Genomic DNA, 16,572 nt, shown 5'->3' with positions numbered 1-16,572 from the left:
TTTACGAATAATAGCTCCTAATGGTTTAAAAAAAAACCTCCAAATTACATTTGGAGGTTTTTGGATGTGGTCCCACCTGGGCTCGAACCAGGGACCACCTGATTATGAGTCAGGTGCTCTAACCAGCTGAGCTATAGGACCGGTTAAGAGTTTGCAATATTACCATTATTTTTCATTTGCTCCAAATATTTTTGCGCTTGTTTTTAATAATAAACAATAGCACTAACACTACTATTTAAAACTAGTTGACTACTAGCAAGCTAGCACTCCTACATTTTAATTATTTTATTTCTTGACACAATTCAATTAGGACGCCGTTGGTGCTTTTGGGATGTAAAAAAGCCACTAATTTATTGTCAGCTCCCTTTTTAGGCGTTTCATTCAACACCACAAAACCTTCATTTTTTAATCTAGCAATCTCAGCAACAATATCTTCAACATCAAAGGCAATGTGATGAATACCTTCTCCCTTTTTCTCTATAAATTTTGCAATGGGACTATCCGGATGCGTTGCAGCCAAAAGTTCAATTTTATTGGGTCCGCTTTGAAAGAATGAAGTCGTAACACCTTCACTTAGCACCTCTTCAAATTTGTAGGCCGGTGCCCCAAATAGTTTTTCAAAAACCAAGTTAGAAACTTCTAAATCCTTAACTGCAATACCTATATGTTCAATTTTTCTCATGATTATTTTTTATTACTTAGAATGAAACAAACACTTAACACTACGAATCGTGCTACTAGCGACAAATTTAAGGAATGTGTACCCATTTTTTTAGTGATTTTTTCAAATCTCAATTGTAAACTATAAGCTCACAATATTTGTATAAAAATTTCGGTTGCAAGAATTATAATTGTTATTTTGTACTTTAAAAATTCGATCAAGCATGTTTAAAACAAATTGGAGATATATTAGTCTAATAATACTATTTATAATTGTAGGATGCGCCAAACGCGGCTCCATAACTGGTGGCCTAAAAGACACTATCGCTCCCGTACTGAAAGTAAGTTTTCCTGAAAATTTCAAAACTAATTTCAAAGGAAATGAAATCAAATTAGTATTTGACGAGAATATCAAATTGAAAAATCTTTCGAAGCAGTTGATCGTGTCTCCGCCAATGAAAAACGAACCGCTAATTTTACCCACAACCGCTAGTAAAACCATTACAATTAAAATTAAAGATACGTTACAACCCAATACGACTTATAGTTTTAATTTTGGGCAAAGTATAGCAGACAATAACGAAGGAAATCCGTTGAATCAATTCAAATACGTTTTTTCTACTGGCTCATATATAGATTCCTTGCAACTAAGCGGAGTGATTAAAAGCGCCATTGACAAAGAGGTGGAATCATTTGTATCAGTAATGCTCTATGATGTAAATGAAAAATATACGGACTCCATCGTATATAAGGAAACCCCACGCTACATAACCAATACTCTTGACAGTTTAAAAAGCTTTAAATTCGAAAACTTAAAAGCTGGAAAATACCTTTTGGTTGCTGTTAAGGATGCAAATAGCAATAACAAATACAATCCAAAAACAGACAAAATTGGCTTCATCAAGGAATTTGTAACTGTGCCTAACGACACCTTGTATGAATTAGAAATATTCAAAGAAGCACTTCCGTTTAAAAGTTTTAAACCTACCCAAGCCTCCGGTAACCGTTTATTGTTGGGGCATGAAGGGAAGATTAAATCGAAAAAAGATTTACCGATGCTTACATTAAAGAACAACAGCGTAGCTCTTGAAAGCATGGTGACTAAATTTCCAAAAAAGGACTCGCTACAAATTTGGTATAAACCATTAAAAGCAGATTCCTTGCAACTAGCTGTGACCAAAGGCACGTATAAAGCCAATTTCAGTTTTAAAATAAAAGATCAAAAGAAGGACACCCTACGACTATCCCCATTACAAACAAACGATTTAAAGTTTAGAGAACGCTTTGGATTTGAAAGCAACACTCCTTTAACCAAAGTGAACGACAGTAAAATTAGCATCATTAACAAATCCCGTGCAATAGTTCCCTTTACAAGTTATTACGATGAATTTGAGCAAAAACTATTTCTCGATTTCAAAAAAGAAGAGCAAGAAAACTACACCATATCCTTGCTTCCGGATGCGGTAACTGATTTTTTTGACCAAAAAAATGACTCTTTAAGTTTTAAAATAACAACTCGTTCTGCGGCTGATTACGGAAATCTTATTGTACAATTACAAAATGCAAAATCATATCCGGTACTAATCGAACTTACAAACGAAAAAGGAGAAGTACAAGCAGCAGAATACACAACTGAGGCAAGTACTATTAACTTCAACCTTTTAGAACCAGCACAATACTCTTTACGCGCCATATACGATACAAACGCAAATAAAGAATGGGATTCAGGATCCTTTATAGAAAAACGACAAGCGGAAGAGGTAATCTACCTATCAAAAATAATGGAAATTAGAACGAATTGGGACGTTAATCAAACTTTCGATTTAAGCTTACCATACGTACCCGAACCCAAAAAAGAAATAAAGAAAATAAAATAAAATCGCTTTACAGCAAATTAAACGCATCTTGATCATTCAAGAAGTTGAGTTTTTGTAGTGTTTCCAATAAGGCATCTTTATCCAAAATCGTTGTAAAAACACCTTCAACCTCATTCGCAGCCACTAATGTGTGACCAAGAAAATCTATTGCTTGTGAATGTCCAATGTATTCATAACCATTTGCATCTGTGCCAATACGGTTTACTCCAATAGCGTAGCACATGTTTTCAACAGCACGTGCTTGGAGTAAAATATCCCAAGCATTGGTCCTTGTTTTGGGCCAACTTGCCACATACAACAGCAAATCATAATTGACATTATTTCTGGAGAAAACAGGAAATCTGAGATCATAGCAAATAAAAGGACATATCCTCCAACCCATGTACTCTACAACTACTTTTTCGGTACCAGCCGTATAAACCTCGTGCTCTCCAGACAAAGTAAATAAATGCTTTTTATCATAAGTTTGAACTACACCAGACGGGTAAACAAACACCAAACGGTTGTAATATTGATCACCATCTTCAATAACCAAGCTTCCTGTGATAGCACAATTTCGGCTTTGCGCCAAAAGTTGCAACCATTGAATCGTTTCTCCCTGCATACTTTCGGCAACGGCTTGCGGATTCATAGTAAACCCCGAAGTAAACATTTCAGGCAGTACAATTAAATTAGTATCTGCTTTTACAGTTGCTATTGCATTTGTAAAATAATCACGATTGGCTTGTGGATTCTCCCAAACTAGGGGCGATTGAATAAAACTTACTTGCATTACTTTCTAATTTTCTTTAAAAATAATAATTCTAACCTATAATAACTTCCTTACTTTAGCAAAAAACTAAGACATGAAAAAAATATTATTTGCCCTAGTACTTTTAAGTCACTTAGCTACTCAAGCACAAGAAAAAACGGGTGCATAACAATTTTGGGAAAATTTGCAGAAACATTGCGGAAAATCGTTTGAAGGAGAAATTAAAGAAGGCGCTTCGAATGATACTTTTAGGGATAAAAAACTAGTAATGCATGTAAGAAGCTGCGACAAAAAAACCATTAGAATTCCGTTTTTTGTTGGTGATGACAAATCAAGAACATGGGTTTTAACATTCGATAAAGACAGAATTAAATTGAAACACGACCACAGACACGAAGATGGAACCGAAGATAAAGTAACACAATACGGCGGTACGAGTCCAAATTCAGGTAGTGCAGGAATTCAATTTTTTCCTGCAGACCAAGAAACATTAAATTTAATTCCGAACGCCGCAACTAATGTCTGGTGGATTACAATTGACGAAACCTCATTTACCTATAACCTAAGACGAATAGGCTCTGATAGATTGTTTACCGTAAAATTTGATCTAACAAAAACAGTAGCAACACCCGCTGCTCCATGGGGATGGAAAGACTAACCTCCTTTTTGAATCTGACATTTAGTCCATAAAAAAAAGCATTCGAATGACTCGAATGCTTTTTTTAAACTATTAATGGGGATAAATTATCCTTTGATACTTGCTGAAAGGTATTCTCTGTTCATACGAGCGATGTTCTCTAGAGAAATTCCTTTTGGACACTCTACTTCACACGCACCAGTATTCGTACAGTTACCAAAACCTTCTGCGTCCATTTGAGCCACCATGTTCAATACACGATCAGCTGCCTCAACTTTCCCTTGTGGTAACAAAGCGTATTGAGATACTTTAGCAGACACGAACAACATAGCCGATGAGTTTTTACAACTTGCTACACAAGCTCCGCAACCAATACAAGTTGCAGCATCAAAAGCCCTATCAGCATCGTGTTTAGGAATCAAAGTAGCATTTGCATCTGTTGGTTTTCCTGAAGTATTAACAGAAACGAAACCACCTGCGTGTTGAATTCTGTCAAAAGCACTTCTGTCAACAACTAAATCTTTAATAACTGGGAAAGCTTTTGCTCTGAATGGCTCGATAAAAATAGTATCACCATCTTTAAACATTCTCATGTGCAACTGACAAGTTGGTACACGTCTGTCTGGCCCGTGAGCTTCACCGTTGATATACAAAGAGCAAGAACCACAAATTCCTTCACGACAATCGTGGTCAAAAGATACTGGCAAATCTCCTTTGTTAATTAAACCTTCGTTTAAAACGTCAAGCATTTCAAGGAAAGACATGTCCTCTTCGATACCATCTAACGGATACTCAACAATTTTACCTTCTGCTTTGGCGTTGGCTTGACGCCATATTTTTAATGTAAGTTTCATATTTTCTTTCGTTTGAAAGTCAAAGAGCTAAAGTGGATTTCACACCATTTTAAACTCAAGGACAGATTCCTATTTATAACTACGCGTTACTAGTTTAACATTTTCGTACACAAGCGGCTCTTTGTGTAAGATAGCTTCGCTAGGCTTTCCAACATACTCCCAAGCAGCAACGTAAGCAAAGTTTTCATCATCACGTTGTGCTTCACCATCTTCCGATTGGTATTCTTCACGGAAGTGACCTCCACAAGATTCGTTACGGTGTAATGCATCCTTAGCGAAAAGCTCTCCTAACTCAAGGAAGTCAGCAACACGACCTGCTTTGTCAAGCTCTTGGTTAAAACTGTAAGCATCTCCAGGAACTTTTACATCTCTGTAAAACTCTTCTCTTAGAGCAGCAATTTCTTCGATAGCTTCAGTTAAACCTTTTGCGTTACGCGCCATACCTACTTTGTTCCACATGATTTTTCCTAATTTCTTATGAAAATAATCAACAGAATGAGTACCGTTATTATTGATTAATTTATCAATACGCGCTTTTACGTTTTTCTCAGCTTCTTCAAACTCTGGCAAATCAGTTGGAATTTTACCAGTTTTAATGTCCGGAGCTAAGTAATCACCAATTGTGTATGGCAATACAAAGTAACCATCAGCCAAACCTTGCATTAAAGCAGAAGCTCCTAGACGGTTCGCTCCGTGGTCAGAGAAGTTAGCTTCTCCAATACTAAAACATCCCGGAATTGTAGTTTGTAAGTTATAATCAACCCAAATACCACCCATAGTATAGTGTACTGCTGGGTAAATCATCATTGGAGTTGTGTATGGATCCTCATCAACGATTTTCTCATACATTTGGAATAAGTTTCCGTATTTATTAGCTACGATAGCAGCTCCTAATTTTGTTACCAACGCTTTGTCATTAGCATCAAGACCTTTAACATAGGCTTGTTCTTTACCGTAACGCTCGATTGCTGCGGCAAAATCTAAGTAAACTGCTTCACCAGTTTTGTTCACACCAAAACCAGCATCACATCTTTCTTTTGCAGCACGCGAAGCGATATCTCTAGGTACTAAGTTACCAAATGCAGGGTAACGACGCTCTAAGTAATAATCTCTATCTTCTTCGGCGATTTGTGTTGGTTTCAATTTCCCTTCACGAATAGCTTGTGCATCCTCTAATTTTGCAGGTACCCAAATACGTCCGTCGTTACGTAACGACTCAGACATCAAAGTCAATTTAGACTGGTGATCTCCTGAAACTGGGATACAAGTTGGGTGAATTTGTGTGTAGCAAGGGTTAGCGAAGAAAGCTCCTTTTTTGTGCACTTTCCATGCAGCAGTAGCGTTACTTCCCATAGCATAAGTTGACAAGAAAAATACGTTACCGTATCCTCCAGAAGCAATTACAACTGCGTGTGCAGAGTGACGCTCTAATTCACCAGTTACCAAGTTACGAGCAATAATTCCTCTTGCTTTTCCGTCAACAAGAACTAAATCTTGCATTTCGTGACGTGTGTATGATTTAATCTTACCACGACCAATTTGACGGTTCATTGCAGAATATGCTCCTAATAATAACTGCTGTCCTGTTTGTCCTTTTGCGTAAAAAGTTCTAGCCACCAACGTTCCTCCAAAAGAACGGTTGTCTAGCAAACCACCGTACTCACGAGCCAAAGGCACACCTTGCATTACACATTGGTCAATGATGTTTACAGAAACTTCTGCAAGTCTGTGAACGTTTGCTTCTCTTGAGCGGTAGTCTCCTCCTTTTACCGTGTCGTAAAACAAACGAAAAGTAGAGTCACCATCACCTTGATAGTTTTTTGCAGCGTTGATACCTCCTTGTGCAGCAATAGAGTGCGCACGACGTGGTGAATCTTGAAAGCAAAAAGTTTTAACGTTATATCCTAATTCAGCTAAAGTTGCAGCAGCAGATCCTCCTGCAAGTCCCGTTCCAACAACAATAATATCAATATTACGTTTGTTTGCTGGGTTTACTAAATTAATGTGATTTTTATAATTTGTCCATTTGTCCGCTATTGGACCATTTGGTATTTTTGAATCTAAAGCCATTTATAATTTAATATTAATGATTAAAATGATGAAATAATGCAATGAAAATAAAGCCGAAAGGAACTACAATTGCAAACGCATATCCCAATTTGTGTAATGCTCTTGAGTATTTGTTGTTAAATCCAACTGATTGGAACGAAGAATTGAAACCGTGCCATAAGTGCAACGACAACAACACAAAAGAAACACAGTAAATAGCTGTACGAATAGGATCTACAAATTTGTGCTGCAATTCACCAAAATAACGAGTTTCATCAAGAGGCTGAACATCAACGTACTTGTATACCATTTCTGGAATCCAAAAATCGTAAAAATGCAATAAAATGAACGCTAAAACTACCAATCCTGAAACGATCATGTTTCTTGATGCCCATGAAGAGTTTGCAGCACCATTGTTTTGTACATACTTAATAGGTCTTGCGCTTTTGTTTTGAAAGTCCAAAGCAATACCCATTGCAAAGTGAAAAATAACACCAACAATAAGAATTGGCTGAATTACAAACTGTACCAATGGATTATTTCCCATAAAATGAGAAATAGAGTTAAAAGTATCAGGACTAAAAACCGAGGTACTGTTTATAAAAAAATGTTGTGCTAAAAATAAAATTAAGAAAAGTCCAGAAAGCGCCATAGCGACTTTTTTTGCTATCGATGACTTTAATAATGCAGATTTTGCCATAAGATTTAGTGTGAATTAATTTAAAAAATCATACAAAAATAGGGCAATTGAAAAAGAACTACAACCTTTTCGCTATAATTTATAATGATTTTAAAGTGTTAAGCTAGATTCTCATTTAATTTCCTATAAACCAATACTTAAGACCCTAATATCGTGTTTATTAGTTGAACAAAAGTCAAAAAATACTAAAGGTTGACTTTTTGCAAATTGATGCTATCCTCATTAAAAATTACATTAATTATGATATCTATAATTTTACTTTAGAATCGAATTTAAATCCGTAAAAATTTGGCATTTAATCGTTTTTGTTTTTGTAAAAAGAACTTGCTACCAAGCTAATTTTTAATTTTATATCCAAAAAAACACAATGAAAATAGGAATAGACGCACTCGCTTTTGACGTAGCAAAAATTCATTTACCCATAGCGGTACTTGCAAAAGCCAGAAATATTGAACCCGAAAAACTAGAAAAAGGCTTAGGACTTCTTAAAATGACCTTGCCAGACACTTATCAAGATACCGTGGTTTTTGGAGCCAATGCTTTGACAAAATTAATCGAAGAGCAAAAATTAAACTTAAGCGAAATTGCTCGCATTTACGTGGGTACTGAAAGCAGTATTGACAGTTCAAAACCTATTGCCTCGTTTTTAGTTGCCTTAATGGAGCAAAAATTTGGAGCAAACACTTTTGAACATTGTGATGCAGTTGACTTTACTTTTGCTTGTATTGGCGGCGTAGATGCTATGCAAAATTGTATTGATTTTGTAACATTAAACCCTAGCAAAAAAGCCATTGTAGTGACAACAGATTTTGCAAAATACGACCTCAACTCGACTGGCGAATATACGCAAGGCGCAGGAGCAGTAGCTATTTTGATTACTGCCAACCCAAGAATTATGACAATCGAAAATAATTGGGGCGTGAGTACCAAAGGTGTTTTTGATTTTTTTAAACCCTACAGAACAGTAACTAAAGAAGCCATAACGAACAATACCAATAATGAGGTTTGGTTTGATAACTTAGAAAGCGAAATTGAAATTCACAAAGATCAACCCGTATTTGATGGGCAATATTCCAATCAATGCTATATGGATCGCACACGCAGTGCTTATTTTGCTTTCAAAAAATTAAATAACAGCTCCGAAACTGTTTACAACTCTTGGAAAAGTATTGTAATGCATTTGCCGTATGCTTTTCAAGGCCGAAGAATGCTATCTGAAATTTACGCTTTAGATGCGGGAACTACTTATCTTTCTGGTTCCGAAGATGCGACAGAATACCAAAACAAACTCAAGGAAGTTAGTAAATCAGAAACCTACAAAACCTTTGTGATCGAGAAATTACAGCCTGCTGAAATTGCTTCCTCATTAATTGGAAACCTATATACTGGCTCTATATTCATGGGACTGCTATCAACCTTAGCGCATTTTTTAGACACAAACGAAGAAATTACCAATGAAAAAATGGGCTTTCTGGCCTATGGAAGCGGCTCAAAATCAAAAGTTTTTGAAGGAACAATTGAAGACCAATGGAAAGAAGCACTTCAACCTGTTGCCTTATTTGAAATACTCGAAAAGAGTTTTGAAATTGATTTTGAAACCTACGAAAAACTACATAAAAAAGAACAACACCTAAGCGTACAAACCCCAAAAAACGAATGGGTTTTAGATCGTATTGAGAGCGAAAACCCCAACTTACTGGGAGCTCGTTATTACAAATGGGTGGATTAATAAAAGCTATAAGATAACCCGTTGGGTGTAATTAATTTTTGATGATAATTTTACGTCAGTTCGAGTGATTTTCGAAAGAAAATCGTATCGAGAACAAGTAAAATTTCATTAAAAACCATTCTAGATACTTTTTTTGCTCCATTTCATTACACAAAAAAAAACTCGAACTGACTTTTTTAATAATTACACCCAACGGGTTATAAGATATTGAATTTTCAATACCAGTTTATTATAAAAAAGGCTGTCTCCAATTTTTGAAGACAGCCTTTTTTTTCGACCTAAATCTTGTATTTTATATTTTTAATTACAATTCCCACCGCAATCTTGAGCATTTTGAAAATCCTCAGGGGTTATGGTGTAAACTTCTGTAAAATCGTTGTTGTAATCTAGTAAAAAAATATTTCTGATACTGCAATTTGATGAGACTCCATTTGCATATAAACAATTATCTGAATAAGAAGATTTCTTTATATTGTTAAAAATTAAATCTATTTTCCTAAAAGAAAAACCTGCCTTTGTAAAAAGTAACTCTTTAAAGTTTAATGGACCATCGCCACCAATTGGATGCACTCTTTTTATCTTATTAATTTTCTCACCAATACCGATAGTAACTCTTTTATTTACTTCAATGACACCATTTTCGTTGTACGGAACAATCTCAACTACTACACCAGAATTATTAATAATCGTATAGTCATAGTCTTTAAAATCTCCTTGATCCGTACAACTTGCTGCCAATAAAACAACAATGATTATTGATACAATTTTTTTCATAATTTTAATCTTGCCAGTTATTAAATAATTCGTCTAAGTAAATTTCTGTTGGATTGTTATATCTGTTTTTAATATTGTCACGCCATTCATTCCAAGAATTAGCTCCAATTAAAGCAACTTATTCTTTTCTTAAATTAAAACAACCCTTTCATAATTAGTTACTCTGAAAGGGTTTGAGTGTTATTAATTACAATTCCCACCGCAATCTTGTGCATTTTGAAAATCCTCGGGGGTTATGGTATACACTTCGGTTTCCTCATCATTAAACTTTGAATTAAATGGATTTCGATTATTTTCTGCATATTTAATATCAATACCAATATTTGAAATAGACGGACAAGTTGTACATTGCTCAGAATAGATACTAAAAATATTGATTTTTGCACTATCGTACACGAAAGCTATATAATCAGATTTAAGTAGATTACCCATTGAATAACCCGCACCGCCAGGGGGAGTATATCTGTATTTTTTATTTATTTTAGCACCTTGATTAAGTGTAATAGCATTTTTCAAATCTTTCTCTCCATTTAAAAAAGGAATTAAAATTACTGTTTTTCCTGAATCATTTACAATCGTATAATCATAATCTATTACACTTCCTGGTTCGCAACCTGAAATAATTATAATTGCAAAAATTAACATGAGTAGTTTTTTCATAATCTTAGTCTTGCCAGTTGTTAAATAATTCATCTAAGTAGGTTTCTGTTGGGTTACAGTATGTGTTCTTGATATTGTCAGAACAACTAACAATAAAATTGATAGACATTGTTTTATTCATTTTAGTTTTGGTTTACAAGGTTAATTCTTACGAAGATATACAAATTAATGTTCAGAATTACCTTTCGAAATAAATTAACAATAAAATAATAATAGAGCAAGAAAAAGGAGAACTACAGTTCATCATGCTTTTCAAAACGACGGCTTCAGTGTTTACTTTTCGTAACTGTTCATAAAAGAAAATTTAATACAATTCAAGTTAAATTAAAACTGAAATCCTTAAAAATAACAAGCAAAAAAAAGCACGATTTCTAATAGAATCGTGCTTTTTGTATTAGTGCTAAAATGATTTATTTGGACTCATAAACCTCAAGATTTACAACTTCTTTGTCTTTTCCTTTTTGGATGCTCACTTTGTTAACTGAAGGTTGTAAATAGTATTTTCCTGTTTTGGCTGGTTCCCATTTTAGTTTTTTGTCCTTAGCCAACGCTTTTTCGGCAATTGCTTTGGGTACTGCTAAATCATAAACGTACTTATTCAAACCTTTTTTGGCAGCAAACTTTTGCGAAAGCAGCACTTCCTTGTTCGGGTTTTCTATTTGTACTACAACCTCTGAATCAGAGTTGGAGTAGAACCAAATCTCAGCTTTCGGATCAGTAGGTTTTGACCATACGCTCCAGCTATTGCCCCATTCTCTTGATTTTCTGATCTTTTTTGGTTCCAAAACATGGATGTTTTTTGCTAAAACAGCGTCCGTTAATTGACCAACAGCATCTACATTTACCTTGTAAATAGAACGACCGTGTGTACCCACAACCAAGTCTTTTACTTTCTTTTGAATAACTAAATCATGTACCGCCACCGCTGGCATTCCGTTTGAAAAATCATCCCAGTTTTTGCCACGATTTAAAGACACATACAATCCATTGTCAGTTCCTAAATACAATACGTTTTCATTCGTCGGGTCTTCTGCAATAGCATTTACGGGACTCATAGGAATGTTACTGGCAATACTAGTCCAATTTTGACCATAATCATCAGATACATAAACATAAGTAGTAAAATCATCATTACGATAGCCATTTAAGGTAGCATAAACACGTTCTTTTTTATGAGTTGAAGCTACAACACGAGTTACCCATAAATTTTGCGGTAAGTTGGTTGAAATTTTTGTCCAATTCACACCGCCATCTTTTGAAACATGAATCAAGCCATCATCACTACCCGTGTACAACAAACCAAACTGCAATGCACTTTCGCTAATGCTAGCCAGCGTTCCGTAAGCTACATTTCCTTCTTTAAAACCTTGCGTTAAGTCAGGTGAAATCGCAGTCCAAGTTTGCCCTTGGTTCATAGAACGGTGCAAAAAGTTCGACCCCATATACAAGATGTCTTGGTTGTGAGACGAAAGCAAAATTGGTGTTTGCCAGTTAAAACGGAATGGCTTCTCGTCCTTTTTTGGCTTTGGCGAAACATATTCTCTTTTGCCAGTAGCGCGATCGATACGGTAGTAATTCCCAAATTGGAAACCCGTAAAAACAATATTCGGATTGCGTTTGTCTATTTGTACTTGCATTCCATCACCTCCCATTAAACTTTCATAAGGATACTTTCCAGTTTGTAACCATTCCGAAGAAAAAGTATAGTTGCTTGGCCCAACCCAAACCCCATTGTCTTGCATACCACCATAAATGTTGTAAGGCTCTTGCTCATCAACATTTACAGCATAAAACTGACTCACGCCATGCGAATTTCCTTTAAACCAATGTGCGCCATCGTCATAAGAAATATTCAATCCACCATCATTTCCGTTGATTAAATGGCCTGGTTTAGCAGGATTCACCCAAACCACGTGATGATCAGAGTGTACATTTTCTTCGCTTATGCTCGTAAAGGTTTTACCGCCATCATCTGATTTGATTACCGGAACTCCAGATAAATAAATTTTATCTGAATTAGAAGGATCTACCGATATTGCGGCAAAATAATAACCGTAAGAAGAAAATAAATCATCAATAAAGTTTTGATTTGTTTTTGTCCACGATGTTCCTCCGTTGGTTGATTTGTAAACTTCGGCACCAATTACTTCGGCATCAGCCAAACTATTGATAGATGCTAGAACTACTTTTCCAGCTTCACTAGGCTGAACGTATCCATTCTCTACCCAATGTTTAATATTCTCAGCTCTATATTTTTCAGTTAATCCGTAATTTTTCAAAATCGAATTCAAACTTTTGTTGGGTAATTTCAAAAATTCATCTCCAGGAAGTGAAAAAGCTGCTGGCAAGGCCGTACTTTTTTTACTATCCAAAGGTCGTTTGTACTGATTGTCCAAAACCGCATACACAGTAGTATCATCATACACAGCTAGACCAATTCTACCCACACCTTCACCCGTAGGGAAACCGCTGTTTACTGCAGAATATAACTTCCAAGTTGCTCCAGCATCCTCACTTTTATAAATTCCTGATGCTGCACCGCTTCCCACAAAATCCCATGCTTTCCTGTCTTTAGTCCAAGCAGCTGCGTATTGTATTTTAAAGTTCTTTGGAGAAACAGCTACATCAATAATTCCCGTCTGATCGTTCACAAAAAGGGTTTTACTCCAAGTTTTACCACCATCAGTAGTTTTATAAATACCGCGTTCTTCATTTTTTGTATACAAATGACCTACGACTCCAACCACTACTTCGTTCGGATTCGTTGGGTTGATAACGATACGGCTAATGTGGTGACTGTCGGTTAATCCCAAATTCTTCCAGGTTTTTCCTTTGTCATCAGAACGCAAAATTCCGATTCCCGCATACGAGGAACGCGACGAATTCACCTCTCCAGTTCCTACCCAAATCGTTCCGTTTTTCCAGTCAATAGCAATATCACCTACATTTTGCGTAGGCGCACTATCCATAACCGGCACAAAACTCATTCCGTTATTATTGCTATACCACAAACCTCCTGAAGCATAACCTACATAAAATTCAGTAGGATTTTCAGGATTTACATCTACATCAACTACACGTCCGCTCATTACAGTTGGACCTACATTTTGTAAATTTAGACTCTGAAAAAGCGATTGTTCTTGCAGTTGTTTCTTGGCCACTAAACTGTTTTGAACCGCCTCAGCAGAGACCTGTGCAGACGCGACAGTTTGTACAATAAAAGCGGTTAGGAGTATTCTTTTTTTCATAGGATTGATTTTTGATGCCGAAATTTAAGGATAAATACACGTACCAAAAAATTTTATACTCTAATTAACACCCATTTCTACCAAAGTTAGTATTTTTGAATAATCAATAAAATATCCAGAATAGCACTCACTTGTTTTAAATTAATGAGATAAATAAGTTGTTCTAACTACATTTTACACCCATAAAAAAATAAAACCCAACACATGAAATACCATCAAATTGACCGTAATTTATTTATAAAAAACAGAGCAAAATTCATGGCGCAAATGAAGCCAAAAAGTGTTGCTGTTTTTAATTCGAATGATATATATCCCGTTTCGGCTGATAGCACCTTGCCTTTTGCGCAACACCGTGATATCTTTTATTTGAGTGGCGTTGACCAAGAAGAAAGTATTTTATTGTTGTTCCCTGACGCGCCTTATGAACACCAACGCGAAATGGTTTTCTTGAAAGAAACTAGCGAGCACATTGCTATTTGGGAAGGTGAAAAATTAACCAAAGAACGTGCTTACGAAGTAACCGGTATCAAAACTGTGTATTGGTTGCAAGATTTTGAAAAAGTGTTATTCGAAATGATGACGCACGCCGAAACCATTTACATCAACACCAACGAGCATTACCGCGCCACCGTAGAAACCGAAACGCGTGAAGCACGATTTGTAAAATGGTGGAAAGAAAAATATCCTGCACATGCCGTTGCCAAAAGTAACCCAATCCTACAACGCCTTCGTTCTGTAAAAGAAAGCGAAGAATTAGATTTGATTCAAAAAGCCTGTAACATCACCGAGCTTGGTTTCAGACGATTGTTGCCTTTTGTAAAACCAAACGTTACTGAATACGAAATCGAAGCCGAATTAATTCACGAATTCATCCGCAATCGCTCTCGTGGTTTTGCCTACACGCCTATCATCGCATCGGGTAACAATGCCAACGTTTTGCATTATATTGAAAACAACCAACAATGCAAAGCAGGCGACTTGATTTTGCTTGATGTAGCTGCTGAATATGCTAATTATTCTAGTGACATGACGCGTACAATTCCGGTTTCTGGTCGCTATTCTTCTCGTCAAAAAGAAGTTTACAACGCTGTATTGCGTGTAAAAAACGAAGCTACTAAAATGTTAACCACTGGCACACTTTGGAAACAATACCACATCGAAGTAGGCAAAATAATGACCTCAGAATTACTAGGTTTAGGACTTATTGACAAAGCCGATGTGCAAAACGAAAACCCAGACTGGCCCGCTTACAAAAAATATTTCATGCACGGAACTTCGCACCACATGGGGCTAGACACGCACGATTACGGTATTTTGACCGAGCCTATGCAAGCCAACATGGTATTTACCGTAGAGCCTGGAATTTACATTCCTGCCGAAGGTTTTGGTATCCGTCTTGAGGACAACATCATCGTTCAAGAAAGCGGCGAACCTTTCAACATGATGCGCAACATTCCTATCGAAGTCGAGGAAATTGAAGACCTCATGAACGCTTAAAATAGCAAAAAATCAAACCACAAGCAGTCTAGTTTTCTAGGCTGCTTTTTTTTTAGGAGCACCACATCCTGCAATTTAATTCGTATAGTCCTGCTGTTCGTTTTATTCCCGCTCCAAAAACTGCGGCCCAAAAGCCTTGTTTTTCCATCGGGAGATGCCACTGCCATCAGGGCTAACATTCACAAATCATTTTCAGTAGTCAAAATGTTAAAACAATTTTAAAATTGTAACGTTACAAATCAGTCAAAGACTTACTTTAAAACTATTAGGAATAACAGTTTATAAAACGAACCAATAAAAACTAAAAAACATAAAATCATGCAAGCACACGAAATCGATTACCACATTTACGGCGAAGAAATGCAGTACGTAGAAATAGAATTAGATCCTCAAGAAATTGTAGTTGCCGAAGCAGGCAGCTTTATGATGATGGATAACAATATTCAAATGCAAACTATTTTCGGAGACGGATCGGGTCAAGAAACGGGATTGTTTGGCAAACTACTCAGCGCAGGAAAACGAGTACTTACGGGCGAAAGTCTTTTTATGACTGCTTTCATCAATCAAAACAACACTAAAAGCAAAGTGTCATTTGCATCGCCATATCCTGGAAAAATTATCCCGATCGATTTGATGCAATATGGCGGTAAGTTCATTTGCCAAAAAGATTCTTTCCTATGTGCAGCCAAAGGCGTATCAGTAGGAATCGAATTCTCTAAAAAACTAGGAACAGGTTTATTTGGTGGCGAAGGTTTTATCATGCAAAAAATTGAAGGCGACGGAATGGCCTTTGTACACACCGGAGGAACATTAGCACAAAAAGAACTAGCAGCTGGCGAAATCCTAAAAGTAGATACCGGTTGTATTGTAGGATTCACAAAAGATGTAGATTATGACATCGAGTTTGTAGGCGGAATCAAAAATTCTCTTTTTGGTGGCGAAGGATTATTTTACGCTACGCTACGCGGACCAGGAACCGTATTTATTCAATCTTTACCTTTCAGTCGCCTCGCCGACAGAATCATTGCATCGGCACCACGAGCAGGTGGCAGCAGTCGTGACGAAGGTAGTTTATTAGGCGGTTTAGGCCGATTAATAGACGGTGATAATAGATTTTAAGACTCAAAGGCTCTCAT

Annotated in this window: 13 protein-coding genes and 1 tRNA gene; 5 read left to right on the top strand and 9 right to left on the bottom strand. The window is 36.4% G+C overall.

Going from position 1 to position 16,572, the window contains the following annotated elements:
- Positions 1–67: 67 nt before the first annotated feature.
- Both L1S34_RS01605 and mce read right to left on the bottom strand, forming a co-directional pair.
- Positions 68–141: transfer RNA gene (locus L1S34_RS01605), tRNA-Ile, on the bottom strand.
- A gap of 139 nt (positions 142–280) precedes the next feature.
- Positions 281–682: a methylmalonyl-CoA epimerase gene (gene mce / locus L1S34_RS01600; protein WP_236362411.1), complete on the bottom strand. Its 402-nt coding sequence runs from the start codon at positions 680–682 to the stop codon at positions 281–283.
- A 202-nt stretch (positions 683–884) separates the two neighbouring features.
- On the opposite strand from mce, the gene L1S34_RS01595 reads away from it, so the two are divergent.
- Complete coding sequence (locus L1S34_RS01595; protein WP_236362409.1) at positions 885–2,537, top strand: Ig-like domain-containing protein; 1,653 nt, start codon at positions 885–887, stop codon at positions 2,535–2,537.
- A gap of 7 nt (positions 2,538–2,544) precedes the next feature.
- Here the strand turns inward: L1S34_RS01595 and L1S34_RS01590 are convergent, their stop codons facing one another.
- Positions 2,545–3,309: an amidohydrolase gene (locus tag L1S34_RS01590; RefSeq protein WP_236362407.1), complete on the bottom strand. Its 765-nt coding sequence runs from the start codon at positions 3,307–3,309 to the stop codon at positions 2,545–2,547.
- Between the two features lie 163 nt (positions 3,310–3,472).
- Here L1S34_RS01590 and L1S34_RS01585 point away from each other — a divergent pair, with 163 nt between their 5' ends.
- Positions 3,473–3,946, top strand: coding sequence for a hypothetical protein (locus L1S34_RS01585; RefSeq protein WP_370637559.1), 474 nt, complete (start codon positions 3,473–3,475; stop codon positions 3,944–3,946).
- Positions 3,947–4,032: 86 nt separating this feature from the next.
- Here the strand turns inward: L1S34_RS01585 and L1S34_RS01580 are convergent, their stop codons facing one another.
- The 3 genes from L1S34_RS01580 to L1S34_RS01570 form a co-directional block, all read right to left on the bottom strand.
- Positions 4,033–4,779: a succinate dehydrogenase/fumarate reductase iron-sulfur subunit gene (locus tag L1S34_RS01580; RefSeq protein WP_236362405.1), complete on the bottom strand. Its 747-nt coding sequence runs from the start codon at positions 4,777–4,779 to the stop codon at positions 4,033–4,035.
- A gap of 69 nt (positions 4,780–4,848) precedes the next feature.
- Positions 4,849–6,849, bottom strand: a complete 2,001-nt coding sequence (locus L1S34_RS01575; RefSeq protein ID WP_236362403.1) for a fumarate reductase/succinate dehydrogenase flavoprotein subunit — start codon at positions 6,847–6,849, stop codon at positions 4,849–4,851.
- Between the two features lie 13 nt (positions 6,850–6,862).
- Entirely contained in the window at positions 6,863–7,528 is a 666-nt protein-coding gene (locus L1S34_RS01570) for a succinate dehydrogenase cytochrome b subunit (RefSeq protein WP_166132831.1), read from the bottom strand.
- Between the two features lie 367 nt (positions 7,529–7,895).
- Here L1S34_RS01570 and L1S34_RS01565 point away from each other — a divergent pair, with 367 nt between their 5' ends.
- Positions 7,896–9,257: a hydroxymethylglutaryl-CoA synthase family protein gene (locus L1S34_RS01565; protein WP_236362401.1), complete on the top strand. Its 1,362-nt coding sequence runs from the start codon at positions 7,896–7,898 to the stop codon at positions 9,255–9,257.
- A gap of 300 nt (positions 9,258–9,557) precedes the next feature.
- Here L1S34_RS01565 and L1S34_RS01560 read toward each other — a convergent pair whose 3' ends face one another.
- The 3 genes from L1S34_RS01560 to L1S34_RS01550 all read right to left on the bottom strand — a co-directional run bounded on the left by L1S34_RS01560 (position 9,558) and on the right by L1S34_RS01550 (position 13,939).
- On the bottom strand, positions 9,558–10,031 hold the full coding sequence (locus L1S34_RS01560; protein ID WP_236362399.1) for a hypothetical protein: 474 nt from the start codon (positions 10,029–10,031) through the stop codon (positions 9,558–9,560).
- A gap of 183 nt (positions 10,032–10,214) precedes the next feature.
- Positions 10,215–10,691, bottom strand: a complete 477-nt coding sequence (locus L1S34_RS01555; protein WP_236362397.1) for a hypothetical protein — start codon at positions 10,689–10,691, stop codon at positions 10,215–10,217.
- Positions 10,692–11,101: 410 nt separating this feature from the next.
- Positions 11,102–13,939: a WD40/YVTN/BNR-like repeat-containing protein gene (locus L1S34_RS01550; protein ID WP_236362395.1), complete on the bottom strand. Its 2,838-nt coding sequence runs from the start codon at positions 13,937–13,939 to the stop codon at positions 11,102–11,104.
- Between the two features lie 204 nt (positions 13,940–14,143).
- On the opposite strand from L1S34_RS01550, the gene L1S34_RS01545 reads away from it, so the two are divergent.
- Complete coding sequence (locus tag L1S34_RS01545; RefSeq protein ID WP_236362393.1) at positions 14,144–15,436, top strand: aminopeptidase P family protein; 1,293 nt, start codon at positions 14,144–14,146, stop codon at positions 15,434–15,436.
- 318 nt (positions 15,437–15,754) lie between these two features.
- Complete coding sequence (locus L1S34_RS01540) at positions 15,755–16,555, top strand: TIGR00266 family protein (RefSeq protein ID WP_236362391.1); 801 nt, start codon at positions 15,755–15,757, stop codon at positions 16,553–16,555.
- The last annotated feature ends 17 nt before the right edge of the window (positions 16,556–16,572 follow it).

This window comes from Flavobacterium sp. K77 (genome assembly GCF_021608205.1).
Classification (GTDB): Bacteria; Bacteroidota; Bacteroidia; order Flavobacteriales; family Flavobacteriaceae; genus Flavobacterium; species Flavobacterium turcicum.
Note: the sequence above shows the minus strand (reverse complement) of the source record. Positions and strands in the feature narration are given on the sequence as shown.